General features: G+C 68.7%; 21 protein-coding genes, 2 rRNA genes and 1 pseudogene (1 of these 24 running past the window's edge). 4 read left to right on the top strand and 20 right to left on the bottom strand.

Annotated elements, in window-relative coordinates; translation table 11 throughout:
- Window positions 1-46: 46 nt before the first annotated feature.
- From P8T65_RS18885 to P8T65_RS18895, 3 genes are all read right to left on the bottom strand, one after another.
- On the bottom strand, window positions 47-400 hold the full coding sequence (locus P8T65_RS18885; protein ID WP_316726465.1) for a hypothetical protein: 354 nt from the start codon (window positions 398-400) through the stop codon (window positions 47-49).
- Window positions 397-1,560 (bottom strand): helix-turn-helix domain-containing protein, encoded by a 1,164-nt coding sequence (locus tag P8T65_RS18890; protein WP_316726466.1) that lies wholly within the window; start codon window positions 1,558-1,560, stop codon window positions 397-399. The genes P8T65_RS18885 and P8T65_RS18890 overlap by 4 nt, the downstream gene beginning before the upstream one ends.
- Window positions 1,561-1,905: 345 nt before the next feature.
- Complete coding sequence (locus tag P8T65_RS18895; RefSeq protein ID WP_399103154.1) at window positions 1,906-2,310, bottom strand: Scr1 family TA system antitoxin-like transcriptional regulator; 405 nt, start codon at window positions 2,308-2,310, stop codon at window positions 1,906-1,908.
- A 332-nt stretch (window positions 2,311-2,642) separates the two neighbouring features.
- On the opposite strand from P8T65_RS18895, the gene P8T65_RS18900 reads away from it, so the two are divergent.
- On the top strand, window positions 2,643-3,164 hold the full coding sequence (locus P8T65_RS18900) for a hypothetical protein (protein ID WP_316726467.1): 522 nt from the start codon (window positions 2,643-2,645) through the stop codon (window positions 3,162-3,164).
- A gap of 30 nt (window positions 3,165-3,194) precedes the next feature.
- Here P8T65_RS18900 and P8T65_RS18905 read toward each other — a convergent pair whose 3' ends face one another.
- The 6 genes from P8T65_RS18905 to P8T65_RS18930 all read right to left on the bottom strand — a co-directional run bounded on the left by P8T65_RS18905 (window position 3,195) and on the right by P8T65_RS18930 (window position 11,113).
- The gene (locus P8T65_RS18905; protein WP_316726468.1) at window positions 3,195-3,719 is read right to left on the bottom strand and encodes a DUF6262 family protein; all 525 of its coding nucleotides are present in this window, start codon (window positions 3,717-3,719) and stop codon (window positions 3,195-3,197) included.
- A 1,572-nt stretch (window positions 3,720-5,291) separates the two neighbouring features.
- Window positions 5,292-7,043: a uroporphyrinogen-III synthase gene (locus P8T65_RS18910; protein ID WP_316726469.1), complete on the bottom strand. Its 1,752-nt coding sequence runs from the start codon at window positions 7,041-7,043 to the stop codon at window positions 5,292-5,294.
- Complete coding sequence (hemC, locus tag P8T65_RS18915; RefSeq protein WP_316726470.1) at window positions 7,040-7,999, bottom strand: hydroxymethylbilane synthase; 960 nt, start codon at window positions 7,997-7,999, stop codon at window positions 7,040-7,042. The genes P8T65_RS18910 and hemC overlap by 4 nt, the downstream gene beginning before the upstream one ends.
- The gene (locus tag P8T65_RS18920) at window positions 7,996-9,756 is read right to left on the bottom strand and encodes a glutamyl-tRNA reductase (protein WP_316726471.1); all 1,761 of its coding nucleotides are present in this window, start codon (window positions 9,754-9,756) and stop codon (window positions 7,996-7,998) included. Before P8T65_RS18920 ends, hemC begins: the two co-directional genes overlap by 4 nt.
- A complete protein-coding gene (locus P8T65_RS18925) occupies window positions 9,753-10,508 on the bottom strand; it encodes a redox-sensing transcriptional repressor Rex (protein ID WP_215448367.1) in 756 nt (251 codons plus the stop codon). The genes P8T65_RS18920 and P8T65_RS18925 overlap by 4 nt, the downstream gene beginning before the upstream one ends.
- Before the next feature lie 323 nt (window positions 10,509-10,831).
- A complete protein-coding gene (locus P8T65_RS18930; protein ID WP_184904997.1) occupies window positions 10,832-11,113 on the bottom strand; it encodes a glutaredoxin family protein in 282 nt (93 codons plus the stop codon).
- A gap of 197 nt (window positions 11,114-11,310) precedes the next feature.
- Here P8T65_RS18930 and P8T65_RS18935 point away from each other — a divergent pair, with 197 nt between their 5' ends.
- The 3 genes from P8T65_RS18935 (at window position 11,311) to P8T65_RS18945 (ending at window position 14,941) form a co-directional block, all read left to right on the top strand.
- Entirely contained in the window at window positions 11,311-12,246 is a 936-nt protein-coding gene (locus P8T65_RS18935; protein WP_316726472.1) for an HAD-IB family hydrolase, read from the top strand.
- Between the two features lie 392 nt (window positions 12,247-12,638).
- Window positions 12,639-13,415 (top strand): ECF subfamily RNA polymerase sigma factor, BldN family, encoded by a 777-nt coding sequence (locus P8T65_RS18940; protein ID WP_316726473.1) that lies wholly within the window; start codon window positions 12,639-12,641, stop codon window positions 13,413-13,415.
- 284 nt (window positions 13,416-13,699) lie between these two features.
- Complete coding sequence (locus tag P8T65_RS18945; RefSeq protein WP_316726474.1) at window positions 13,700-14,941, top strand: DUF5667 domain-containing protein; 1,242 nt, start codon at window positions 13,700-13,702, stop codon at window positions 14,939-14,941.
- A gap of 79 nt (window positions 14,942-15,020) precedes the next feature.
- On the opposite strand, the pseudogene P8T65_RS47290 reads toward P8T65_RS18945, so the two are convergent.
- From P8T65_RS47290 to P8T65_RS18995, 11 genes and pseudogenes are all read right to left on the bottom strand, one after another.
- Window positions 15,021-15,116 (bottom strand): annotated as a pseudogene (locus P8T65_RS47290) (glycerol acyltransferase); the annotation flags it as partial.
- 104 nt (window positions 15,117-15,220) lie between these two features.
- Window positions 15,221-16,300: a lysophospholipid acyltransferase family protein gene (locus P8T65_RS18950; protein WP_316726475.1), complete on the bottom strand. Its 1,080-nt coding sequence runs from the start codon at window positions 16,298-16,300 to the stop codon at window positions 15,221-15,223.
- Between the two features lie 14 nt (window positions 16,301-16,314).
- Entirely contained in the window at window positions 16,315-17,382 is a 1,068-nt protein-coding gene (locus tag P8T65_RS18955) for an NAD-dependent epimerase/dehydratase family protein (protein WP_316726476.1), read from the bottom strand.
- A 309-nt stretch (window positions 17,383-17,691) separates the two neighbouring features.
- Entirely contained in the window at window positions 17,692-17,790 is a 99-nt protein-coding gene (locus tag P8T65_RS18960; RefSeq protein ID WP_003948845.1) for a 30S ribosomal protein bS22, read from the bottom strand.
- A gap of 168 nt (window positions 17,791-17,958) precedes the next feature.
- Window positions 17,959-18,171 carry a helix-turn-helix domain-containing protein gene (locus tag P8T65_RS18965; protein WP_007443703.1) on the bottom strand — a complete coding sequence of 71 codons (213 nt, stop codon included), beginning with the start codon at window positions 18,169-18,171 and terminating at the stop codon, window positions 17,959-17,961.
- Window positions 18,172-18,300: 129 nt separating this feature from the next.
- Window positions 18,301-19,116, bottom strand: coding sequence for a phosphatase (locus P8T65_RS18970; RefSeq protein WP_316731635.1), 816 nt, complete (start codon window positions 19,114-19,116; stop codon window positions 18,301-18,303).
- 204 nt (window positions 19,117-19,320) lie between these two features.
- Complete coding sequence (locus P8T65_RS18975; protein ID WP_316726477.1) at window positions 19,321-20,496, bottom strand: acetoin utilization protein AcuC; 1,176 nt, start codon at window positions 20,494-20,496, stop codon at window positions 19,321-19,323.
- The gene (locus tag P8T65_RS18980; protein ID WP_316726478.1) at window positions 20,447-21,685 is read right to left on the bottom strand and encodes an MFS transporter; all 1,239 of its coding nucleotides are present in this window, start codon (window positions 21,683-21,685) and stop codon (window positions 20,447-20,449) included. The genes P8T65_RS18975 and P8T65_RS18980 overlap by 50 nt, the downstream gene beginning before the upstream one ends.
- A gap of 58 nt (window positions 21,686-21,743) precedes the next feature.
- The gene (locus P8T65_RS18985; protein WP_316726479.1) at window positions 21,744-22,406 is read right to left on the bottom strand and encodes an HAD family hydrolase; all 663 of its coding nucleotides are present in this window, start codon (window positions 22,404-22,406) and stop codon (window positions 21,744-21,746) included.
- Between the two features lie 82 nt (window positions 22,407-22,488).
- A 5S ribosomal RNA gene (gene rrf, locus P8T65_RS18990) occupies window positions 22,489-22,605 on the bottom strand.
- 95 nt (window positions 22,606-22,700) lie between these two features.
- Window positions 22,701-24,795, bottom strand: a 23S ribosomal RNA gene (locus P8T65_RS18995) (it continues 1,029 nt past the right edge of the window).

Raw genomic sequence — 24,795 nt, forward strand, 5'->3', positions numbered from 1 at the left:
CCGAGGGCCCCTTTGCCAACACCTCGTCGGCGGCCCCGCACCCGCCCTACGCCCCCTGAACTCCACGCCCTGGATCGCGGGAGCCCCCTTCTTCCTCCCGGACGACCCGCAGCACGGGCTCCGGCAGCGCGAACTCACCGAGATCGAACGCGGCGTCCCGCCAGTGCGCGGCCAGCTCCAGCAGCTTCTGCGGGTCGTAGTCGACGGGCGGCCCCGGCTGGCAGGGCAGCAGCGGGTAGAGGACGGCGGCGGCGAACCGGACACCCCACATCGCGGCCCCCGCATGAGGTTCCACGCCCTCCGCCACCCCTTCCTTCTTCAGGTACTCCAGGGTGGCCGACGCATCGCGCAGGGTGTTGTACACCTGCACATAGGTGGCGTGGATCGTGTGATCGGTCATGCGGCACTCCTCGGGAAGCCGGGTGGATCGAACCGCCCCGAGTCCGGCTCAGGCGGTACTGGCGATACGGGCGATACGGACAGGTCGGACAGGCCGGACGGGTCGGACGGATTCGGGTCCTGCCACCCCGCGTCCCCCGCAGTCCCCCTGGCCTCCGCCTCCGCCTCCGGCCCCGGCCCCGCGCCCGCGGCGATACGACGCTCCCGTTCGGCGCGGCAATCTCGGCACCAGGTCCCCTCGGGCTTGCGGAAGGCCCGGTTGCAGCCGCCCGCGCAGTCCACCATCCGGTACCACGGCTCCGTTTCGCCCTCTGGGGCCTGCCCCTCGGACACTTCCGGCAGGACGGGCAACGGCGGTGGCAGCAGCTCACTCAGCCGGTAGGCGAGGAACCGTGCCGGATTCCTGAGCGGCACGGGAAGATCGGCCGTCATGGCGTGGTGCACCGCCGCGCCACTGGCCCCGTTCTCGAACCAGGCGACGACGGCCGGAGCGAGACGGCGCACATCCTTCTGCGAGAGCGTGAACCGATCATCGGTCCGACGCAGCCGCACGAGCAGCGCGACAGCCTTGTCGTGGTGCTCACCACGTCCCGACGACTCGGGGTCGACGTCCTCGGCCGCAGGCGCCACGACGGAATCAACGGCGCCGGGATCGCCCTCAACAGGCTCCCCGTCCGCCGTCACGTCCTCGACGGTCACCTCCTCGACGACCGGCCGTACGGGCACGGGGTCCACCCGAGCGGCGACAGGGGCCGCCGCCCCCTCCCTCTCCCCCCTCACCCCGCGGGCCCGCGTGAGTGCCGGAGCGTTGTACACGTACGTCCGCGTGACCACCCGCCCGCCGTCGACCCGCTCCCGCACCCGGTCGACGTAACCGTGCGCCTCCAACTCCCGCAGGGCGAAGGCGATCCGGTCCCGGCCTTCGGTGAACCGCTCGGCGAGGGTACGGATGTCGGCGGAGGCCCCCTGGGGCAGCGACAGGATGTGGGTTCCGAGCCCGATGGCGGTCAGCGACAGCTCACGATGCTGGGCGAGGTGATTGCCGATGATCGTGTACCGGTCGGGCTGGTACTCCTTGACGTGGGTGACACCGGAACGGGTGGCACTTTGCCGGATACGGGACTGCGGGCGCACGGCGCCACTAGGCTTGGTCTCAGCCATGAGGGAAGGCCTTCACTTCTCCTCGGTGGTCAGGCCCTCGCACTGGGATGCCAGTCCCGGCGGGGGCCGTCGCATGTCTGCGTCTGGTCTCCACCGAGCCTGCCCGCCCAACCCACCCCCGCGCCAGCCGACTTGGGACAGTTCACTCCCGCGAGTGACGAACACGGGGTTTGGATTGGTTTGGAGGGTTTCTTTCCCAAGAGTTCTTACTTCTTTAGGGCCCGCACTCCCGACGCCCGCCCGACCGGGTCCCGTGATTCCGGGCTCCGGCGCGGGGTGGTTCGCTCGGCCGACGAGCGCGGCCTGGTCGGGCCTGTCCCACCCCGAGGGGCCCGGACATCGAGTTCAGCGTGAGCGCAACGTCCGAAGTACGGCACCGATGAGGTTCTGTGCATCAACGCCGTACACGGCGGACTCCCGAAGCGTGTGCCAGACCCGCAGATAGGTGGCCAAGCTGTCGGCGTCGTCCAGCCACAGCTCCGCATGCCAGTCCTCGGCGATCACGAGCCTGTCATCCAGGATCCAGAAGCCGTTGGCCGTCGGGATCTTGAGTTCGGCACCGAGCGGGACGACCCCCAGGTCCACGGTGTCCATGCCGATGACGCCCGCGAGTCGGTCAAGCCGGCCGGCGAGGACGGACGGAGGACAGATCCGAGCATGCAGGGCCGCCTCCCACACGAGGGCGTGGAACGTCCGGCTTCTCTGGGGGTAACCGTGTGGCGCGAGGCGAGTGGAGACAACTTTGCGCAGCTCAGCGTCGGTTCAAATGACCATATTGCGTGCAACATCTGTGGCGCCACTCCGGTCTCGGGCGAGGCGTCCGACTGATGGCCAGGGAAAGGGGGGCGCTCAGCAGGGTGGCGCCGAACTGTGATCGGCAGGCGTGAAGACGTCGAAGCAGTCCATGATCCGGGCAGTGGGCCACGAGCTACAAGCCTCTCCCGCGTGTGCGCCCGGAGTCCGCCGCAGGTACCCGGTACCGCTACGTTGCTTCCTACACCAAGCTGCAGTAAGTCTCTCCCGTACACGGCCGCCCTGGGCCTATGGCTCCAGGGCGGCCCGCAGCCCATGGAAGGGAACGCGTGGCCGCCCCGGACAGCGAGTTCCTCACGCACGCCTCGGAAGTCGCCTTCGAGCTCGGCCTCGACCGCTTCCGCATCTCCGCTCTCACTATCCGGTCGCGGCAGATCACCTTCACCGAGACCGATGGTCCTTCACAAGCACCCCTCTATGCCGATGGTGAGCCGCCGCAGCCCGGACGCGCGGGCCGCCGGGAATACGACTGGCAGCCCGGGCTTGCCGCGCCGTCGTGGATGAACGTGGCCTGGCTTCTGGAAGACCTGGCCACGTGGGTCCAGCAAATGGCAGACGACCACATCACCGTGGTCGGTCTTGAAGCACCGGAGCCGGACTGGTGCGACGTGCTCATCCTCGACGGCGACACCACCTACCGAGTCCGCATCGCCGTAGCCAGCCGACGGGAGGTGCTGGACTTCCCTGGAATGTATCTACGAGACCTGTTCGCCGAGGGCCGCTACCGCGCCTACCTGACTCCGGGACTTGCTGGCGAGCTGCCGGTTGTGGATCTGCGTACCGTCTTGTGACGGAGTGCTCGCCACGGCCGATCTCACCTGTCAACCGCGCTGATTCAGCGCTCTGGTCAGGTCACGGTTGGCCTCCCTCGCGGCATCGAGATCGGATCGGGCTTCGGCCAACGCGGAAGTCAGTTCAACGTTGTGCTGCTCCAGCCTCGTGATCTTTCGTTGAAGTTCGTCGATGTCCGCTGGGGCTCCGAGCCCTGATTCCTGCCATGCCTGGGTTCCCAGCGCCTGCGACAGCCGTTTCTCCAGCTGCTGGACGCGGGCGGCCAGGCGGGTGTTGCGGGCCTGGGCGTTGGCGAGGTCGGCCTGGAGCGAGGCCCGGCTCACCGGCGAGCCGCCGGCCGGGTCCTGGGCTGCCGGTTCGAGTTCAGCGGCGTGGACGATTTCGAGCAGGTCGCGCTGACGGTAGAGGAAGCTGCGGTCGACTCCGGCTTGCCGGGCGATGGCCGCGACACTGATCGGGGTGCCGTTCTTCGCGGCGTTCCTGACCGCTGTGGCAACCCGCCGGCGGCGGCGCTCGGTGTCGGCTTGGCGGCCGTCACGCATGGCGGGGATCATGGCAGCCTCCAGGGCCTGACATCGGGAAGTGGCTGGCCGACACGGGGCATGCCCAGCATCACCGGGCGGCTGCGGCGGACCAGGGCGATGGCATCCTCGATCTGGGCGCGTTCTTCTTCTGACAGGTCGTCCAGGTCCGCCTTGAGCCGGTTGATCAGGCGGCGGACGCGGCGGATTTCTTCTTCGGAGGGTATGGCCTCGCTGCGGGCCCAGTCGTCGGCCTCGACGGAATGCGACCCGGTTGCAGAAACTGACCATGTCCGTGCGGCTCAGCAGCCGGAGTTGATGTCCTTCATCGTCTCGTTGAAGACGCAGGCTCTCTGAGAGCTGTTCCATACCGCGAATCATGTTCTGCATGGAGCCGGCGACGTTGCGACCGCGGCGGCGCGGGAGTTCGTCGTAGGCCCAGACCTTGACCGCCTCGCGGAGAGGCTGCTGATGGATCCGGCTGAAGTTGAGAGTGCCGTGGTGGCCGAAGACGAACAGGTCCCAGATGTCCTTGAGACGTTCGGTCTCCGGAGTCGCCCCCCCGCCTGCGCAGGGAGGTCTGGGCACCCCTGATGATCATTCTCAGGTCGTCGACCAGCCCGGCGCGGACCAGGTCGGCGTCTTCGAGTGTTTCCAGGCTGGGGACCTGGAACAGACGCAGCTGGTCGCTGATGTGCCGGATCCGGTGGTCGCGGGTCTTCACCTCCCGGGCGGTGCGGACCTGCAGGCAGTAGAGGATTGCGGCGACCAGCCGGTCGGGCAGCCCGCGCAGGCTGGCCTCGCGGTTGACGGCCACTGCCGGCGTCGTCAGGCGCCACCGCTCCTCGTCGCCGCAGAACGTGCCCAGGCGCCGTTCTCGGTTGAGCCGCCCGCGGTGGAACTCGCAGTAGATGGTCCGCTCCGAGCCGCGCAGCCGGTAACAGGAGGCAACGTCGCAGGGGCCGAACCCGGGCAGCCCTGTCTGCGGGGAGTTCCGCAGAAAGTCCTCCACGGTCGGCTCGGACGATGTCAGCCACCGGCTCCCATGGGTTGTGCAGAGTCCGTGTGTCACCAGTCGGGGCGGCCGCTGGCAGCTGGGGACCCTGCGGAGAAACTGTCCGTCGGAGCGGTGATACGTGCCCGGCCTCGGGGCAGCGGCGAAGTCCTCGAAGGCCAGTCCGGACCGCCGCCAGCGATTCCTGCAGCCGACGCAGACCGGTTCACCCAGCGGGGTGCCCTTTCTGCAGCCGGGGATCTCACAGTCCGGCATGCCCAGCACCGGATGGACCTGGGATAGCGGACGACCCGCACGTCCCAGTCCCAGCTCATCAGGTTCAGGAAGTCATCGTCCAGCGCGGCGATGATCTCTGCGGTCCTCAGGTCCCGCAGCTCCTGGGCCAGCGGCAACGGCGTCACGTTCACTTCTTCCCCGTCCCGTGCAGGACCCGCGGAGAGGGAACACGCTCGATCGCTTCACGCAATCGTGCCCGGTCAGGAATCAGGTTGCGCGAGAAATCCGGAGCCCGCGAAGGAAGCAAGGCGCCCACAAGCACAAAGGGGCGGCAGCCGCAAGCAGCCACCGCCCCTCTCCCACCTCACGTCACTTCACGTCGTAGTCCGCCGCCGCCGCGCCCCCGGCCGCCGCTCGCTCGGCCGTGTCACCGGGTCCCCGGCCTCCACGGCGGCAGCCCGCCGCCGCATCCCGAAGTCCGCCAGCGCCTCGGCCAGCTTGTGCACGGACGGCTCCGGGGCCATCACGTCCACCCGCAGCCCGTGCTCCTCGGCGGTCTTGGCCGTGGCCGGACCGATACAGGCGATCACCGTGACGTTGTGCGGCTTCCCGGCGATGCCCACCAGGTTCCGCACGGTGGAGGACGAGGTGAAGAGAACGGCGTCGAAGCCGCCGCCCTTGATGGCCTCACGGGTCTCCGCCGGAGGCGGCGACGCGCGCACGGTCCGGTACGCCGTGACGTCGTCGACCTCCCACCCGAGCTCGATCAGCCCGGCGACCAGCGTCTCCGTGGCGATGTCGGCCCGGGGCAGGAACACCCGGTCGATCGGGTCGAAGACCGGGTCGTACGGCGGCCAGTCCTCCAGCAGCCCGGCGGCGCTCTGCTCACCGCTCGGCACCAGGTCGGGCTTCACGCCGAACGCGATCAGCGCTTTGGCGGTCTGCTCGCCGACCGCCGCGACCTTGATCCCGGCGAAGGCACGGGCATCGAGCCCGTACTCCTCGAACTTCTCCCGCACCGCCTTGACGGCGTTGACCGAGGTGAACGCGATCCACTCGTAGCGGCCGGTGACGAGGCCCTTCACGGCCCGTTCCATCTGCTGCGGCGTACGCGGCGGTTCGACCGCGATCGTCGGCACCTCGTGCGGTACGGCCCCGTACGAGCGCAGTTGGTCGGAGAGCGAGGCGGCCTGCTCCTTCGTGCGCGGCACGAGGACCCGCCACCCGAAGAGCGGCTTGCTCTCGAACCACGACAGCTGGTCGCGCTGGGCCGCGGCGGAACGCTCACCGACCACGGCTATCACCGGCCGCCCTCCCTCCGGCGAGGGCAGCACCTTGGCCTGCTTCAGCGTCTGCGCGATTCCGCCGAGCGTCGCGGTCCAGGTCCGCTGCCGCGTCGTCGTACCCGCGACGGTCACGGTCATGGGCGTGTCCGGCTTCCGGCCGGCCGCGACCAGTTCACCCGCCGCCGCGGCCACGGTCTCCAGCGTCGCCGAGACCACTACCGTCCCGTCGGACGCCCCGACCTCCGCCCAACAGCGGTCGGACGCCGTGCGCGCGTCGACGAACCGGACGTCCGCGCCCTGCGCGTCACGCAGCGGCACACCGGCGTACGCGGGCACGCCCACGGCCGCCGCCACGCCCGGGACCACCTCGAACGGCACGCCCGCGGCGGCGCACGCCAGCATCTCATCGGTGGCGTACGTGTCGAGCCCGGGGTCCCCGGACACCGCACGCACGACCCGCTTGCCGCCCCGCGCGGCCTCCATGACAAGATGTGCCGCATCCCGCACAGCGGGTGCACCAACGGTTGTTGACGCGCCGTCAACAACCGTCAGCTGAGGCGTGCCTGTGCCCGAAAACGTATCCGCTGAAGTAGCCGCGGAAGAGGCAGAGGACGCCGCAGCCAGGGCCGGCGGCGGGCTCGAGTCGGTGTCCAGTAGGGCGACGCCGGCGCGGGCATGCGTACGCACCACGTCGAGCACATCGTGCTCGGCGATGAGAACGTCCGCGTTCGCCAGCGCTTCGACGGCGCGCAGTGTCAGCAGTCCCGGATCCCCGGGTCCGGCACCGAGGAAGGTGACGTGACCGTGGTCCGGACCGGCGGGAAGGGTGGTGGGGCTCAATGTGCTCGCTCCCCCATCAGACCGGCCGCGCCCTTAGCGAGCATCTCGGCGGCGAGTTCACGGCCGAGCGCCATTGCTTGGTCGTACGTCTCGGGCACGGGACCGGTGGTGGACAGCTGCACCAGCGTCGAGCCGTCGGTCGTGCCGACGACGCCGCGCAGGCGCATCTCCTTGACAATCTGCCCGTCGGCCAGAAGGTCGGCGAACGCACCCACAGGTGCGCTGCAACCGGCCTCCAGGGCGGCGAGCAGGGACCGCTCGGCGGTCACGGCGGCCCGGGTGTGCGGGTCGTCGAGCCCATTGAGCGTGGCGATCAGCTCCGCATTCTCCGCGGTGCATTCGATCGCCAGTGCCCCCTGGCCGGGGGCGGGCAAAACAGTGTCGACCGAGAGGAAGTCGGTCACTTCATCGCTCCGTCCGATCCGGTTCAGTCCGGCGGCGGCCAGGACCACTGCGTCCAGCTCACCCTTCCGTACGTATCCGATCCGCGTGTCGACGTTCCCGCGGATCGGCGCCGTCTCGATCGTGAGCCCGTGGCTGCGCGCGTACGCGTTCAGCTGGGACATGCGCCGGGGCGAACCGGTGCCGACGCGCGCGCCCTCGGGCAGCTGCTCGAAGGTCAGCCCGTCCCGGGCGACCAGGACGTCGCGGGCGTCCTCGCGCACCGGCACGGCGGCCAGCGCCAGGTCGTCCGGGTGCGTGGTGGGCAGGTCCTTCAGGGAGTGCACGGCGAAGTCGACCTCGCCGCGCAGCAGCGCCTCGCGCAGCGCGGTGACGAACACGCCCGTGCCGCCGATCTGCGCCAGCTGCTCCCGGGAGACGTCGCCGTACGTCGTGATCTCCACGAGTTCGACGGGCCGCCCGGTCAGCCGGCGGACCGCCTCCGCCACCTGCCCGGACTGGGCCATGGCGAGTTTGCTCCGCCTGGTCCCCAGCCTCAGTGCCTGGTCACTCATGATCGCCCTCGGTTCTCGGCGTCGTTCTTGGAACTGCTGCTGTCCTCGGCCCGGGACACGGCCGCGACCGTCTCCTGGTCCAGGTCGAACAGGGTGCGCAGCGCGTCCGCGTACCCGGCGCCGCCCGGCTCGGCCGCGAGCTGCTTGACCCGTACGGTCGGGGCGTGCAGCAGCTTGTCGACGACGCGCCGCACGGTCTGGGTGATCTCGCCGCGGTGCTTGTCGTCGAGGCCGGGCAGCCGGCCCTCCAGGCGGGCGATCTCACCGGCGACGACATCGGCGGCCATGGCGCGCAGCGCGACGACGGTGGGTGTGATGTGCGCGGCACGCTGAGCGGCGCCGAAGGCGGCCACCTCGTCCGAAACGATCCTCCGCACCATGTCGACGTCGGAGGCCATCGGCGCGTCGGCGGAGACCTCGGCGAGCGACTCGATGTCGACCAGCCGTACGCCGGCCAGCCGGTGCGCGGCGGCGTCGATGTCCCGGGGCATCGCCAGGTCCAGCAGCGCGAGCACGGGCGCGGGCCGGGGCACGTCGACGACGGGCTCGGGCCGGCGCAGCTCGGTGATCCGCCCGGTGACGGCGACCGTCGCGACGAGCGCGGCGATCAGCTCGGCCTCGGCGTCGAGCGTGCGCGCGGTCTCACGCTCCGGCGTGCGACGGCTCGCGCGTCGGTCCACGGTGGCGTTGTCGACCCAGGCCGCGTGCTGTTCCAGGGTGGCCGCGTCCATGCCGGCCACCGCGGCCTCCCCGAGCACGGAGAAGCCGCCGCCCTGCACGGCGGGCAGGTCGAGGGGGCAGTCGTCGTCGCTGCCGACGGAGGTCGGCGGCACCGCCGGCCGTACGTCGTCGGTGCGCGGCTCGGCCTCCGCGGGGAGCGTGCCCTCGGGCACCCGGCCCTCGACGGCGGCGGCGACCATCTCGGCGGTCAGGACCAGGCCCGTGGCGCCCGTACAGGAGATGGCGACGTCCGCACGTGTCAGCTCGTCCGGCACCGATTCCATCGGGACCGCGCGGGCCAGCACATCCGTCGCGCCCTGCTCCGCCGGGCGTTGTCCGTACTGCTCCTCCAGCAGCTGCGCGAGGCGCTCGGCCCGGTCGTACGTCCGGTTGGCGATCACGATCTCGCCGACGCCGGCCCGTGCGAGGGTCGCGGCGGCCAGCGAGGACATCGATCCGGCGCCGATCACGACGGCCCGCTTGCCCCGGGCCCAGCTCGCGACGTCCGTGCCGGCGGTGAACTGCTCCAGGCCGAAGGTCACCAGCGACTGTCCGGCCCGGTCGATCCCGGTCTCGGAGTGGGCCCGCTTGCCGACCCGCAGGCTCTGCTGGAACAGGTCGTTCAGCAGCCGCCCGGCGGTGTGCAGCTCCTGGGCGCGGGCCAGCGAGTCCTTGATCTGCCCGAGGATCTGCCCCTCGCCGACGACCATGGAGTCGAGTCCGCAGGCCACGGAGAACAGGTGGTGGACGGCCCGGTCCTCGTAGTGCACATACAGATAGGGAGTGATCTCGTCGAGACCCACCCCGCTGTGCTGGGCGAGCAGCGTGGACAGCTCGGCGACGCCCGCGTGGAACTTGTCCACGTCGGCGTACAGCTCGATGCGGTTGCAGGTGGCGAGGACGGAGGCCTCCGCGGCCGGCTCGGCGGCGACCGTGTCCTGAAGCAACTTGATCTGCGCGTCCAGGGACAGCGCGGCCCGCTCCAGCACGCTCACCGGAGCGCTGCGGTGACTCAGCCCGACGACCAGAAGACTCATGCCGGCATCACGGCGGGGACATCCCCGTCGGGCCCTTTCCCGGACTCCTTGGGAGCCATCGGTACGGCACCGGCCTCGGCGGCGGCCTCCTCGCCGGCCTTGCGCTGCTCGTGGAACGCGAGGATCTGCAGTTCGATCGAGAGGTCCACCTTGCGCACGTCGACACCGTCCGGCACGGACAGGACGGTGGGCGCGAAGTTCAGGATGGAGGTGACCCCGGCGGCGACCAGCCGGTCGCACACCTGCTGGGCGGCACCGGCGGGGGTGGCGATCACCCCGATGGAGACGCCGTTGTCGTCGATGATCTTTTCCAGCTCGTCCGTGTGCTGGACCGGGATCCCCGCGACGGGCTTGCCCGCCATCGCCGGATCGGCGTCTATCAACGCCGCCACCCGGAACCCGCGCGAGGCGAACCCGCCGTAATTGGCGAGCGCGGCGCCGAGGTTACCGATACCGACGATCACGACCGGCCAGTCCTGGGTCAGCCCCAGCTCACGCGAGATCTGGTAGACGAGATACTCGACGTCGTAGCCCACGCCCCGCGTCCCGTACGAGCCCAGGTACGAGAAGTCCTTGCGCAGCTTGGCGGAGTTGACCCCCGCCGCGGCCGCCAGTTCCTCGGATGAAACGGTGGGTACCGAGCGCTCCGACAGCGCGGTCAGGGCACGGAGGTACAGCGGAAGCCTGGCGACGGTGGCCTCGGGAATCCCTCGGCTACGGGTCGCCGGTCGGTGAGTTCGGCCAGTTGCCACGGTGCTCCTGCGGGTAGAGCGGGGCTGCGGGCGGTCATGCGTCCCCAGACCGCCCCGTCGACAGCAGGCTATGTCTTTGTGAACGCGTGCACAAAGATGGTGTCCGATTTGCCCGGCCAACGTGACCGGGGTCACGCACACTCGACGCACGCGTATGGAACCGGCACACGCGTACCTTCGTTCCTCGGCTGACGCCTTGCACGACGGGGGCAAAACCGCACACTCTCCTCACGAATCCCGCCCCCGAGACCAACCAGCCCATCGATCCTAAGCGACTTTTGGGACCACTTGGACTGGTCGGTCAGGTCACATCTCGGCCACCTCTACGAGAGGGCTTTGCGAAGGCGCTCCTCGTTCACACGCCAGAACGTGTGCTGCGCGCCGTCCACGAGCACCACGGGGATCTGCTCCCAGTACTGCCGGTGCAGCTCCTCGTCCTCGGTGATGTCCTTCTTCTCCCAGGGAACGCCCAGCTCACCGCAGACCTTCCCGATCACCGCCTCCGCGTCGTCGCACAGATGGCACCCCGGCTTGCCGATCAGTGTGACGAGTCGCTCACCGGGATTCTTCGGCGTCCGCCGGAACAAGGCACTCATGCCGGCCATTGTCGCTCCGCACGGGATGTCCACACCCCCTCCTCACCACCAGGCACACGACCTGCCTTTTTCCCCACCGGTTCCGCCGCTTTCCGCACGCGGACACACCGCCGGGACCCCTTCTTTAACGACACGGCCGCGGAGAGTTCACAGCCCGCAAACCTGTCGACTCCGGAAGTGCCGAACAGACTGGCTATGCTCACGACATGGCCGCTCTCGGATGGCTCACTCCCCGTAGGCGCTCCGCCACGGCGCGGAGCGTTTTGGCAGGCGAGGCCTCTGCGGAGGCAGCGCGCAAGTCCTCCCAGGAGTTGGAGGACATCTCCCCCGCGCCCGACGCCGTCCAGGAACCGGTGTTCCCGGTTCTCGGTGACGACAAGGCCGCCGCGTTCTTCGACCTCGACAACACCGTCATGCAGGGCGCCTCGCTCTTCCACTTCGGCCGGGGCCTGTACAAACGGAAGTTCTTCGAGACCCGCGACCTCGCCCGATTCGCCTGGCAGCAGGCGTGGTTCAGGCTGGCCGGCTCCGAGGACCCCGAGCACATGCAGGACGCCCAGAACTCCGCGCTCTCCATCGTCCAGGGCCACCGTGTCGCCGAACTGACGATCATCGGCGAGGAGATCTACGACGAGTACATGGCGGAGCGCATCTGGCCCGGCACCCGCGCCCTGGCCCAGGCCCACCTCGACGCCGGCCAGAAGGTCTGGCTCGTCACGGCCGCGCCCGTCGAGATCGCCCAGGTCATCGCCCGCCGACTGGGCCTGACCGGCGCGTTGGGCACGGTCGCCGAGTCCGTCGACGGCGTCTACACCGGCAAGCTGGTCGGCGAGCCGCTGCACGGCCCGGCCAAGGCCGAGGCCGTCCGCGCCCTCGCCGCCGCCGAGAGGCTGGACCTCTCGCGCTGCGCCGCGTACAGCGACTCCCACAACGACATCCCGATGCTGTCGCTCGTGGGTCACCCGTACGCCATCAACCCCGACAGCAAACTCCGCAAGCACGCCCGCGACATGGACTGGCGGCTGCGCGACTACCGCACCGCCCGCAAGGCCGCCAAGGTCGGCCTCCCCGCGGCGGCGGGCGTCGGCGCGGTGGCCGGCGGCACGGCGGCCGCGATCGCGCTGCACCGCCGCCGCCGCTGAACGGCTGATCGTTCCTCGAACGCCGGAGGGGCTGGGTCTCCCAGCCCCTCCGGCGTTCGCGCGTCCGGACGCGTCCGCCCCCGTCACCGCAGCATTCGGGCCCTCATACCCCCACCGCGCCCCCCTCAGTCACACCGTCCGCACCCGACCACAACACGCCCCGCACCCAGACGGAACACGAACTCAATCGATCAATAACCGATCACGCGGCGGTACTTGAACAGCCGTCAATCGGTAACAGAAGCGACGTAATCGACGATTTGAGCAACTGGGTGTAGCAGTGCCTGCACGAAGCGTTATTCTCCTCAAACGCAAACCGGTACCCCTCCGTCGCTACGACGGGTGAAAGGTTCCGCACTGCACGTGATGGAAGCTCTGCCTCTGGGAGTCCCGTGTACCCACACGTCGGGGTTGACGCCTCGGGCCTGGCTACGCTGCGCGCGACGGTCAACCAACTGTTGCGCGGCTTCGTCCCCACCGCGTACGCCGTCCCCGCCCTCGCCACCTCCGCCGCGCCCGTCGGCCCGTGCTACGCACTGGCCGAAGGCAGCGCGACGGTCGGCAGACGAGGCCGTTCGGGATCCACCGCCACGACCACCCGCCGTCCCGCCGCGGACAGCGACAGCGCCCGCATGATGGACCTCGTCGAACGCGCCCAGTCCGGCGAGGCCGACGCCTTCGGCCGCCTGTACGACCAGTACAGCGACACGGTCTACCGCTACATCTACTACCGCGTCGGCGGCAAGGCGACCGCCGAGGACCTCACCAGCGAGACGTTCCTGCGCGCCCTGCGCCGCATCGGCACGTTCACCTGGCAGGGCCGCGACTTCGGCGCCTGGCTGGTCACCATTGCCCGCAACCTGGTGGCCGACCACTTCAAGTCCAGCCGCTTCCGGCTGGAGGTCACCACCGGCGAGATGCTCGACGCCAACGAGGTCGAGCGCTCCCCCGAGGACTCCGTCCTGGAGTCCCTCTCCAACGCCGCCCTGCTGGAAGCCGTACGCCGGCTCAACCCGCAGCAGCAGGAGTGCGTCACCCTCCGCTTCCTCCAGGGCCTCTCCGTCGCCGAGACCGCCCGGGTCATGGGCAAGAACGAGGGCGCGATCAAGACCCTCCAGTACCGCGCGGTCCGCACCCTCGCCCGCCTCCTCCCGGACGACGCCCGCTGAGGCCCGCCCACCGGGACCACCACAGCTGAGCCGCCGGCTCGCCGAGCGCATCGATCACATACGCTCCGCCACGCCCAACTCACCCTGCGTCGAAGTCTGTTGACTTCCTCGTCCGATCATCCGCCGTCCGTAACCCAAGTGCCGCGCCGCTCGTTGTGCGGGATACAGGCTCCCTGTGGTCGCGCCTGGCCGACACCGATCACTCGATCGTGTAACGGTCGGGGACGTGCAACCCTCAGGACCCCCTGGGGAGTCGACCGTCATGACGAGAGGAGGTGCCGCCAGTGATCGCGAACGTATCGGCGCACCGGCGGGCGAACGCCTTCGCCCAGGCCCTGGAGGAGCTGTCCGACCAGGGCACGGCGGCCGAGCAGCCCGAGGGATCGGCACCGGCCCCGGCAGCGGAACAGACCGAGCGGGGCCGCATGGTGGCCCTCACCACCGGTCTGGACGAGCTGCCCAAGCCAGTGCTCGACCCCGAGGTCAAGGTCGTCCATCGCGCCCAGTTGGTGGCCGCGATGGAGGCCATGCTGCGGGACGGCACACTGCCGGGGCGCGAGGCGTCGGACCCTTCGGTGCCCGAGCAGCGATCGGGCCGGGCGCGAGGCGCTCACCGGGCGAACCCGCTGGGCAAGTTGCGACCACGGTCCCGCCTGACGAAGGGGCTCGCCGCTGGCGGGCTCAGCGTCGGTGTGGCCGCGAGCGCCTTCGGCGGTGTGGCCGCCGCCAGCTCGGACGCCCTACCCGGTGACTCGCTCTACGGCCTCAAGCGCGGCATCGAGGACGTGAAACTGACCCTGACCGACGACAACGACGACCGGGGCCGGCTCTATCTGGACCAGGCGTCCACCCGGCTCAGCGAGGCCCGCCGCCTCATGGAGCGCGACCGGAGCGGACACCTCGACCACGAGTCGCTCGGCGAGATCCGGCGCGCGCTCACCGGGATGCGGCACGACGCCGCCGAGGGCCACCGACTGCTCCACGAGGCCTTCGAGCGAGATCCGGACTCCCTGGGCCCGATCCAGGCCCTGTCGGCTTTCTCCCGGTCCCACCGCGAGGCCTGGGGCGCGCTCCGCGACCGGCTGCCCGTGCAGCTCGGGGACGTGAGTCAGCAGGTCTCGTCGGTCTTCGACGCCATAGACGACGAGGTCGCCCCGCACTCGTCGCTCCTGCCGCAGCCCCCCACCCAGGGCGGCGACGGCAAGCAGCGGTCCACGGGCTCCGGTTCCCCCGGCACCACCGACCCGGGCGGCCGCCCGGCCCCCAGCTCCACCGGCGGCTCCGCCGTGGGCGGCCAGGACACCGGCGGCAAACCCAAGCCGTCCACCTCGAACTCGGACAGCGGCGGCGAAGGCCTTGTCGGCGGCACCACCGGAGGCCTGCTGGACCCGCCGCAGGACGACACCACCAGCACCTCCCCGTCCACCGGCAAGTCCACCCCGCCAGAAGACCCCGACGTCACCCTCCCGCCCCTCCTGCCGGGCCTCCTGCCCGGCCTGGGCATCGACGGCGACAACGGCGAATAGCCCCGTACGACGGTGGGGCGCCCTTCTTCGTGAAGGGCGCCCCACCGTCGTACGTCTCTGTCCTCTGTCCTGCAAGGACCTAGAAGAACACCGACCGCCGCTGCACCAGCAACTTGTACAGCGTGTGCTGGATCTGCTCCCTCACCTGGTCGGTCAGGTTGAACATCAGCATCGGAGCCCAGCTACATCGCCGCCCTCGCGACGCTTCGCGGGCTTCGGACCGCTGCGCCGGACTCCGTCCGACGGCGACAGGCACCCCGAATCCGCACACCTGACCCCTCAGAAGAACACCGACCGCCGCTGCACCAGCAACTTGTACAGCGTGTGCTGGATCTGCTCCCTCACCTGGTCGGTCAGGTTGAACATCAGCATCGGGTCCTCGGCGGCCTCCGGCGGATAGCCGTCCGTGGGAATCGGCTCGCCGAACTGGATGGTCCACTTCGTCGGCAGCGGTACGGCGCCCAGCGGGCCGAGCCACGGGAAGGTCGGCGTGATCGGGAAGTAGGGGAAACCCAGCAGCCGCGCGAGCGTCTTGGAGTTGCCGATCATCGGGTAGATCTCCTCCGCGCCCACGATCGAGCACGGAATGATCGGCGTACCGGCACGCAGGGCCGTGGAGACGAAGCCGCCCCGGCCGAACCTCTGCAGCTTGTAGCGGTCCCCGAAGGGCTTGCCGAGGCCCTTGAAGCCCTCCGGCATGACCCCGACCAGCTCGCCCTGCTGCAGCAGCTGTGAGGCGTCCTCCGCGCACGCGAGGGTGTGCCCGAGCTTGCGGGCCAGTTCGTTGACCACCGGCAGCATGAAGACCAGGTCCGCCGCGAGCAGCCGCAGATGCCGGCCCGTGGGGTGGTTGTCGTGCACGGCGACCTGCATCATCAGGCCGTCCATCGGCAGCGTCCCCGAGTGGTTGGCGACGATCAGGGCACCGCCGTCCGTCGGGATGTTCTCGATGCCCTTCACCTCGACCCGGAAGTACTTCTCGTACACCGGCCGCAGCAACGACATCAGCACCTGGTCGGTGAGCTCGGCGTCGTAGCCGAAGTCGTCGACCTCGTAGTCGCCCGTGAGGCGCTTGCGCAGGAACGCGAGTCCCCCGGCGATCCGTCGCTCCAGCCCGCCCGCGTCGTGTGCCTCGGCGGCCTCCTGGGGCGGCTCCGGCTTCTCCCGTGTCACAGGTACATCATCCGTGCCGGTCGGCCGCGCGGGGAGGGCCTGGACCTCGCCGGATTCACGGACGTCCCGGACGACCGCGCTCTCACCCTTGCGCCGGCTCCCCGTGGTCCGGCGGCGCGGCGGGCGCTGCACGGCACCCCCGCGCGTCCGGTCGTCGTCGAACGGAATGACCTTGGCATCCGCCATCGTTGATGCGCTCCTCAGTTGGCGCTCTGCGTCGGGGGTTGACCGCCACCCACGGTGGGCACCGACAGGGCGGCGATCCGGTCGATGGCCCCAGCGAGGGCCTCGGGGGGCAGGAGGCCGGGCCCCCTGCTCCGCGCGAAGTCGGCGAACGTCTCCGCGGTGGTGTGCCTGGCCCGGTAGCCGAGCGTCTCGCGCATCTGGTTGGTCGACACGACCCGCCCGTGCGTCAGCAGCCGCAGCTGCTCCGGCGAGAAGTCGGTGACACCCAGCGTCCGGACCATGGAGCCGACCCAGCTGACCGCCGGCATCAGCAGCGGCACCGTCGGCCGGCCGAGCCGCCGCGCGCACTGCGAGAGCAGCAGCACACCGTCGCCCGCGATGTTGAACGTCCCGCTGTTGAGCGTGCCCCGCGCCGGTTCGTGCGAGGCGATCCGCAGCACCTCGATCACGTCGTCCTCGTGCACGAACTGCAGCCGGGGGTCGTACCCCAGCACGGTCGGCAGCACCGGCATCGAGAAGTACGAGGCGAGCGGCGAGTCGGCGCTCGGCCCGAGGATGTTCGCGAACCGCAGCACGCACACGGCCACGTCGGGCCGCCGCCGGGCGAATCCGCGGACGTACCCCTCGACCTCGACGGTGTCCTTGGCGAAGCCACCGCTGGGCAGCGACTTGGGCGGGGTGGTCTCGGTGAACACGGCCGGATCGCGGGGCGCGGAACCGTACACGTTCGTGCTGGACTTCACGACCAGCCGCTTGATCAACGGGGACTTCTGACAGGCACCGAGCAACTGCATGGTGCCGATGACGTTGGTCTCCTTGAGCGTGGCGCGGCCGCCGCTGCCCAGAGGGGTGCCCGTGACGTCCATGTGCACCACGGTGTCCACGTTGTGCTCGGCCAGCAGACGGGCTATGGCGGGCTGCCGGATGTCGGCCTGGACGAAGTCCGCGCCGCCCAGATGGTGTCCCGGCGGCACCGCGTCCACCGCGATGACCCGGTCCACCTGCGGGTCGCGCTGGATCCGCCGGACGAACCGGCCTCCCAGCTGACGGGCCACACCGGTGACGAGCACGACCTTCCCCAAGATCAGCGCCTTCCTTCCAGCCGTCGCCTCACACAGGCGTAGTTCTGCTCGTACTCTGCCGCGTTCCCCGTACTCTCCCGCGTTCCCCGTGTGCGGCCACGTTAGCGGGTTGATGTTGCCCTGTGGTGACCGCGACCCCGTCAATGACCGGCAAAAACAATGACCGGTGAAACACCGCGACCCCCCACCGGTTCCGGTGGGGGGTCGCGGCAACGCGTTCTTCAACAGCGCTCGCGCAAGAAAGCAAGGCGTACGGCCCCCATACGCGAGGGGGACCGGCCAGGACCCCGATCGCGGGGCCGGACCGCCTTACTTCTTGTTGCGACGCTGAACGCGGGTGCGCTTGAGCAGCTTGCGGTGCTTCTTCTTAGCCATCCGCTTGCGCCGCTTCTTGATAACAGAGCCCACGACTACCCTCGCTCACTTCTCATCACTCGGTGTTTGGGCGCCATGGGCCCATACGACCTACGAGGGGCCAGCCTACCCGTCCGAGCGCTGAGGTCGTAATCGAGGGGGAACCGGGGGTATCCCGGAGGTCCTGCGGGGCCTCCGGGAGCCCCTCGGCCCCGATGGCCGTCAGGCCGTCTCCACCCCCACATAGCTCTCGCGGAGGTATTCGTGCACCGCTTGCTCCGGCACCCGGAAGGACCTGCCCACCCGGATCGCCGGCAGATGACCGCTGTGCACCAAGCGGTACACGGTCATCTTCGACACGCGCATCACCGCGGCGACTTCCGCCACGGTCAGGAACTGAACCTCGTTCAGAGGCCTCTCGCCAGCTGCAGCCATGACACACCTGAACCTTCCGCACTCGACGGCCACCGGCTTCCCCTTCCGGTGACTCTTCGTCGTTGCGTGCTCACTCCCCAATGTAGGGGCGGGTGATGCGAGTGGGGAAGAGGGGATGCCATCGGCGGCCTACTGTGACAGACACGCCCGATTGAGTACGTAGCGGGTCAGCGGTCGGTAGTAATCAGACCGCACACCGTCATCAAGCGGAACGGCGACGGACACCCGCCCCTCCACCTCCCCCACGAAGAGCGCCGGATCGTCCGTATCGGCGAGCCCGATCGCCTCGAACCCCAGCTGACCTGCCCCGCAGACCCAACCGTGGTCTCCCACCACGAGTTCCGGGAGCGGCCCGCCGGCCTCCGCGGCGGCCGCCAGAACCGTCCGAACCGGCAGCGGTGAATGCGTGTGCACGCCGGTCGCACAACCGGAGCGCAGGGCAGGCGCCTCACGGACGAGAGCGACACCCCGTACGTAGTCGAGGTTGTACGTGCGTAGACCGAACCGGGTCGTTATGTCGACACGTCTACCCGTCGCAGGGGTGAGAACCTCACATCCCGCCGCCGACAAAGCGTCCGCCAACGCGCCGTAGAAACCGAGCAGCCGATGCGGGTGCCCGGTCCCGAGGAGCACCGGCCCACCACTGCGAGCGACCGCCCCGACCCGTTCCGCGAACCGGTCCAGCGCCTCGACCGTCAACTCCGGGTCGATCACATCCTGCCCGGATGTACACCCAGGATCGGCCGAAACCCCGCACCTCTCCGCCATCAAAGCGAGCACATCCCGCTGGCGCCAGGTCATCTCCGGATCGATCCCGATCAGAAACCGAGGATCACGAGCCGCGAACAACCGATAACTCCGCAGACTCGCCTCCCGGGCGGTAGCCACCCTCCCCGCCAACCCGGACCGCACCAGGTGCTCCCGCAACGCCCCACCGCCGACCACCCTCAGATGCTGACGCACGACCCGCCCCACGACCCCGAAAACCACAGCCTCACCACACAGTTGGCCTAACTCCCTTTTCGGGGCGCGGGGAACTGCGCGAACGGGGTCCGGGGCGGAGCCCCGAATCTGTGCCGGGGGGCCGAAGGGGGCACGCAGCCCCCTGGAGGGATGGGACGGGTAGGGGCGGCGGGGGCGAGAAAGCCCCTACGGCAACAACCCCCGCAACGGAAACACGGCCTTCCGCGCAGCAAGCACCGCCTGATCCAACCGATCCGCGGGGTCGTACCCCGCATCCCACCCCGCCCACGCCACAGGCCACCGCCCATCAGTCATCCGCGCCGGCGCCAACTGCCGCGTACGAGCGAACACCTGCTGCCGCCACTCCTCGGGAATCACGGTCTCCGGCGCGATCTCCCGCCCCGCCGCGATCGCCACCAGATGCGTCCACGACCGCGGCACCACGTCCACCACCGCGTACCCGCCCCCGCCGAGCGCGACCCACCGCCCGTCGGCGTACTCGTGCGCCAGCTCGTGCAACGCGACCTGGACGGCCCGTTGCGCGTCCAGCGACACCGCCAGATGCGCCAACGGATCCTCGAAGTGCGTATCGGCCCCGTGCTGGGTCACCAGCACCTGCGGCCGGAAGTCGGCGATCAGCTCGGGCACCACCGCGTGGAACGCCCGCACCCACCCCGCGTCCCCGGTCCCCGCCGGCAGCGCCACGTTCACGGCCGACCCCTCCGCACTCGACGGGGCCCCCGTCTCCTCGGGCCACCCGGTCTGCGGGAACAGGGTCCGGGGATGCTCGTGCAACGAGATCGTCAGGACCCTCGGGTCCTCCCAGAACGCCGCCTGCACCCCGTCCCCGTGATGCACGTCGACGTCCACATAGGCGACCCGCTCGGCCCCCAGCTCCAGCAGCCGGGCGATGGCGATCGACGCGTCGTTGTAGATACAGAACCCCGAGGCACCCCCGGGCATCGCGTGGTGCAGCCCGCCCGCGAAGTTCACGGCGTGCAGCGCGTCCCCGCGCCACACGGCCTCCGCCGCCCCCACCGACTGCCCCGCGATGAGCGCGGACACCTCGTGCATCCCGGCGAAGGCCGGATCGTCGACGGTCCCCAGTCCGTACGCCCCGTCCGCGCCCCCGGGATCGGCGGACGCGGCCCGGACCGCCGCCACGTAGTCCTCGCGGTGCACGAGTCGCAGTGTCGACTCCCCGGCCGGCTTCGCCGAGACGACATCCATCTCCCGGTCGAGCCCGAAGGCAGTCACCAGGCTCCGGGTCAACGCCAGCCGGACCGGATCCATCGGATGGTCCGGACCGAAGTCATAGCCCGTTACTGCCTCGTCCCACATCAGCTGTGCGCGGCCGCTCATGCCCGCCACCGTATCGGTCCGGTTCAGTTTCGAACGACCGGGCGTACACCAGGGTCACCAGCACCAACGTCATGGGGATGAGCATCGCCCCGCGATAGCTCCAGAGGTCTCCCACGGCCCCCACCAACGGAGAACCGATCAAGAACCCGACATAGTTGAAGATGTTCAGTCGCGCGACGGCCGCGTCCGAAGCACCGGGGAACAGCCGCCCCGCCGCCGCGAAGGTCTGCGGCACCAGCACACACAGCCCGAGCCCCAGCAGCGTGAACCCGAGCATGCCCACCCAGGCCCCCGGCGCCCCCGCCACCACGGCGAACCCGACCGCCGCCACCAGCGCCCCGGCCCGCACGACGGCCGCGGCCCCGAACCGCCGCACCCCGAAGTCCCCGATGGACCGCCCGAGCAGCGTGGTGACCATGTAGACGTTGTACGGCACCGTCGCGAGCTGCTCGCTGCTTCCCAGCACGTCCTGCAGATACTTGGCGCTCCAGTTGGAGACGGTCGAGTCGCCGATGTACGCGAAGCACATCACCAGACAGAGCGGCAGCAGCATCCTGAACGCGACGGACCCGCCCGCGCCGCTCGCCCCGTCCGCCTCGGCCCGTGCGGCGTCCTCCTTGGCCGCCTCCGGCCCGGCGTCGACGTACCACCGGCTCCCGATCAGCGCCGTCGGCAACAGCACGGCCACCACGGGCAGATAGGACACCAGCAGCGGCAGATCCCAGTGCGCCCCGACCCACGCCAGCGAGGCCCCGGCTATACCGCCCAGGCTGTACACCGCGTGGAAGCCGAGCATGATGCTCCGCCCGTACGACCGCTGCAGGCTCACCCCGAGCATGTTCATCGACGCGTCAAGCGCTCCGACCGCCAGCCCGAAGGCTGCCATGGCCGCGCCGAGCACGACCATCTGCTCGCCGGCCCCCACCCCGAGCAGGGCCAGGAGCACGACGGGCTGGGACCACCGGAGCACCAGGCTCGGCGGCACCTTCTTCACGAGGTGCTCGGTGCAGACGCTGCCGACGCCGGCGAGGATCGGCACGGCGGCGAGGAAGGCGGGCAACAGCGCGTCGGAGACCCCGTACCGGTCCTGAATGGCCGGAATCCGCGTCACGAGCAGCGCGAAGGCGACACCCTGAGCGAAGAAGCTGAACGCCAACGCGGCCCTACCGCGCCGCAGCACATCTGTCATGGCGGCACAGTAGGGGCCGGGGCCTACCCATGGGTAGAGGAAGTTGAATACTGCTCAACTAAGCGTGCGGACGGTTTCGAAGGAGCAGGTCCAGCAGCTGCCCCATGTCCGAGAAGTGCCCCTTGGCTCCCACGAGCTTGTCGGCGGGCGTCATCCCCGTGAACCCGTACACATCCATCCCGGCCGCCGCACCGGCCTGCACTCCGGCAGGACTGTCCTCGACCACCACACACCTCTCCGGAGCCACTCCCATCCGCGCGGCCGCGTGCAGGAACAGATCGGGCTCCGGTTTCCCCCGCCCCACGTCCTGAGCGCTGAAGACGAGCCCGGTACCGAACCACCGGTCCAGCCCGGTCGTCCGATGCCCCACCCTGATCCGCTCATGGCTCCCGGACGAGGCCACGCAGTACGGCACGTCGTCCGCGACGAGCTTCTCCAGCACTTCGACGACGCCCGGAACAGGCTTCAACTCCCGCTCGAACGCGTCGAAGACCCGGCCGTGGAAGACATCGTCGAAGTCCTCCGGCAACGGCCGGCCCGTCCGCTCCAGCACGAGCTCGTGCACCCGGTGCATCGCCGACCCCATGTAGTCCCGAATGGAGTCCTCGTACGAGGTCGGGTACCCCAACTCGGTCAGGAAGGCCGCCAGCAGCCGATTGGAGATCGACTCACTGTCGACGAGAACACCGTCATTGTCGAAGATCACGAGGTCGTAGCGCATGGCTCGACCCTAAGCGACCCCAAACGAGCCGTAAATGCAGAAAGCCCCCGCCGGTAACCCGGCAGGGGCTTTCTCAAAAATTGTTCGGCGGCGTCCTACTCTCCCACAGGGTCCCCCCTGCAGTACCATCGGCGCTGTAAGGCTTAGCTTCCGGGTTCGGAATGTAACCGGGCGTTTCCCTCACGCTATGACCACCGAAACACTATGAAACTATGAATACCGCACCATCCCTCATGACCATGAGAAATGGGGTTGTTCGTGGTTTCAGAACCAACACAGTGGACGCGAGCAACTGAGGACAAGCCCTCGGCCTATTAGTACCAGTCAACTCCACCCGTTACCAGGCTTCCATATCTGGCCTATCAACCCAGTCGTCTACTGGGAGCCTTAACCCCTCAAAGGGGGTGGGAGTCCTCATCTCGAAGCAGGCTTCCCGCTTAGATGCTTTCAGCGGTTATCCCTCCCGAACGTAGCCAACCAGCCATGCCCTTGGCAGAACAACTGGCACACCAGAGGTTCGTCCGTCCCGGTCCTCTCGTACTAGGGACAGCCCTTCTCAAGACTCCTACGCGCACAGCGGATAGGGACCGAACTGTCTCACGACGTTCTAAACCCAGCTCGCGTACCGCTTTAATGGGCGAACAGCCCAACCCTTGGGACCGACTCCAGCCCCAGGATGCGACGAGCCGACATCGAGGTGCCAAACCATCCCGTCGATATGGACTCTTGGGGAAGATCAGCCTGTTATCCCCGGGGTACCTTTTATCCGTTGAGCGACGGCGCTTCCACAAGCCACCGCCGGATCACTAGTCCCGACTTTCGTCCCTGCTCGACCCGTCGGTCTCACAGTCAAGCTCCCTTGTGCACTTACACTCACCACCTGATTGCCAACCAGGCTGAGGGAACCTTTGGGCGCCTCCGTTACCCTTTGGGAGGCAACCGCCCCAGTTAAACTACCCATCAGACACTGTCCCCGATCCGGATCACGGACCCGGGTTAGACATCCAGCACGACCAGACTGGTATTTCAACGACGACTCCACCCGAACTGGCGTCCGAGCTTCACAGTCTCCCAGCTATCCTACACAAGCCGAACCGAACACCAATATCAAACTGTAGTAAAGGTCCCGGGGTCTTTCCGTCCTGCTGCGCGAAACGAGCATCTTTACTCGTAGTGCAATTTCACCGGGCCTATGGTTGAGACAGTCGAGAAGTCGTTACGCCATTCGTGCAGGTCGGAACTTACCCGACAAGGAATTTCGCTACCTTAGGATGGTTATAGTTACCACCGCCGTTTACTGGCGCTTAAGTTCTCAGCTTCGCCACCCCGAAGAGTGACTAACCGGTCCCCTTAACGTTCCAGCACCGGGCAGGCGTCAGTCCGTATACATCGCCTTACGGCTTCGCACGGACCTGTGTTTTTAGTAAACAGTCGCTTCTCGCTGGTCTCTGCGGCCACCCCCAGCTCACCGAGTAAATCGGATCACCAGGTGTGGCCCCCCTTCTCCCGAAGTTACGGGGGCATTTTGCCGAGTTCCTTAACCATAGTTCACCCGAACGCCTCGGTATTCTCTACCAGACCACCTGAGTCGGTTTAGGGTACGGGCCGCCATGAAACTCGCTAGAGGCTTTTCTCGACAGCATAGGATCATCCACTTCACCACAATCGGCTCGGCATCAGGTCTCAGACTATGTGCCAGGCGGATTTACCTACCCGACGTCCTACACCCTTACCCCGGGACAACCACCGCCCGGGATGGACTACCTTCCTGCGTCACCCCATCACTCACCTACTGCAAGTCTGGTTCGTCGGCTCCACCACTCCCCTTCACCCGAAGGATCCGGGACGGCTTCACGGACTTAGCATCGCCTGGTTCAATGTTTGACGCTTCACAGCGGGTACCGGAATATCAACCGGTTATCCATCGACTACGCCTGTCGGCCTCGCCTTAGGTCCCGACTTACCCTGGGCAGATCAGCTTGACCCAGGAACCCTTGGTCAATCGGCGCAAACGTTTCTCACGTTTGTATCGCTACTCATGCCTGCATTCTCACTCGTGAACCGTCCACAACTCGCTTCCGCGGCTGCTTCACCCGGCACACGACGCTCCCCTACCCATCCCAGCGGGCGTTGGCCCTCATGCTGGAATGACACGACTTCGGCGGTACGCTTGAGCCCCGCTACATTGTCGGCGCGGAATCACTAGACCAGTGAGCTATTACGCACTCTTTCAAGGGTGGCTGCTTCTAAGCCAACCTCCTGGTTGTCTCTGCGACTCCACATCCTTTCCCACTTAGCGTACGCTTAGGGGCCTTAGTCGATGCTCTGGGCTGTTTCCCTCTCGACCATGGAGCTTATCCCCCACAGTCTCACTGCCGCGCTCTCACTT

The organism is Streptomyces sp. 11x1 (assembly GCF_032598905.1).
GTDB lineage: Bacteria > Actinomycetota > Actinomycetes > Streptomycetales > Streptomycetaceae > Streptomyces.

Excerpts from the sequence above, each read along its gene's own strand:
- P8T65_RS18890 (WP_316726466.1), bottom strand. The coding sequence starts at position 1,560 with ATGGCTGAGACCAAGCCTAGTGGCGCCGTGCGCCCGCAGTCCCGTATC.
- P8T65_RS18935 (WP_316726472.1), top strand. The coding sequence starts at position 11,311 with ATGGCCGCTCTCGGATGGCTCACTCCCCGTAGGCGCTCCGCCACGGCG.
- P8T65_RS18980 (WP_316726478.1), bottom strand. The coding sequence starts at position 21,685 with ATGACAGATGTGCTGCGGCGCGGTAGGGCCGCGTTGGCGTTCAGCTTC.
- P8T65_RS18930 (WP_184904997.1), bottom strand. The coding sequence starts at position 11,113 with ATGGCCGGCATGAGTGCCTTGTTCCGGCGGACGCCGAAGAATCCCGGT.
- hemC (WP_316726470.1), bottom strand. The coding sequence starts at position 7,999 with ATGAGTGACCAGGCACTGAGGCTGGGGACCAGGCGGAGCAAACTCGCC.
- P8T65_RS18905 (WP_316726468.1), bottom strand. The coding sequence starts at position 3,719 with ATGATCCCCGCCATGCGTGACGGCCGCCAAGCCGACACCGAGCGCCGC.
- P8T65_RS18985 (WP_316726479.1), bottom strand. The coding sequence starts at position 22,406 with ATGCGCTACGACCTCGTGATCTTCGACAATGACGGTGTTCTCGTCGAC.
- P8T65_RS18965 (WP_007443703.1), bottom strand. The coding sequence starts at position 18,171 with ATGGCTGCAGCTGGCGAGAGGCCTCTGAACGAGGTTCAGTTCCTGACC.
- P8T65_RS18920 (WP_316726471.1), bottom strand. The coding sequence starts at position 9,756 with ATGAGTCTTCTGGTCGTCGGGCTGAGTCACCGCAGCGCTCCGGTGAGC.
- P8T65_RS18885 (WP_316726465.1), bottom strand. The coding sequence starts at position 400 with ATGACCGATCACACGATCCACGCCACCTATGTGCAGGTGTACAACACC.
- P8T65_RS18950 (WP_316726475.1), bottom strand. The coding sequence starts at position 16,300 with ATGGCGGATGCCAAGGTCATTCCGTTCGACGACGACCGGACGCGCGGG.
- P8T65_RS18975 (WP_316726477.1), bottom strand. The coding sequence starts at position 20,496 with ATGAGCGGCCGCGCACAGCTGATGTGGGACGAGGCAGTAACGGGCTAT.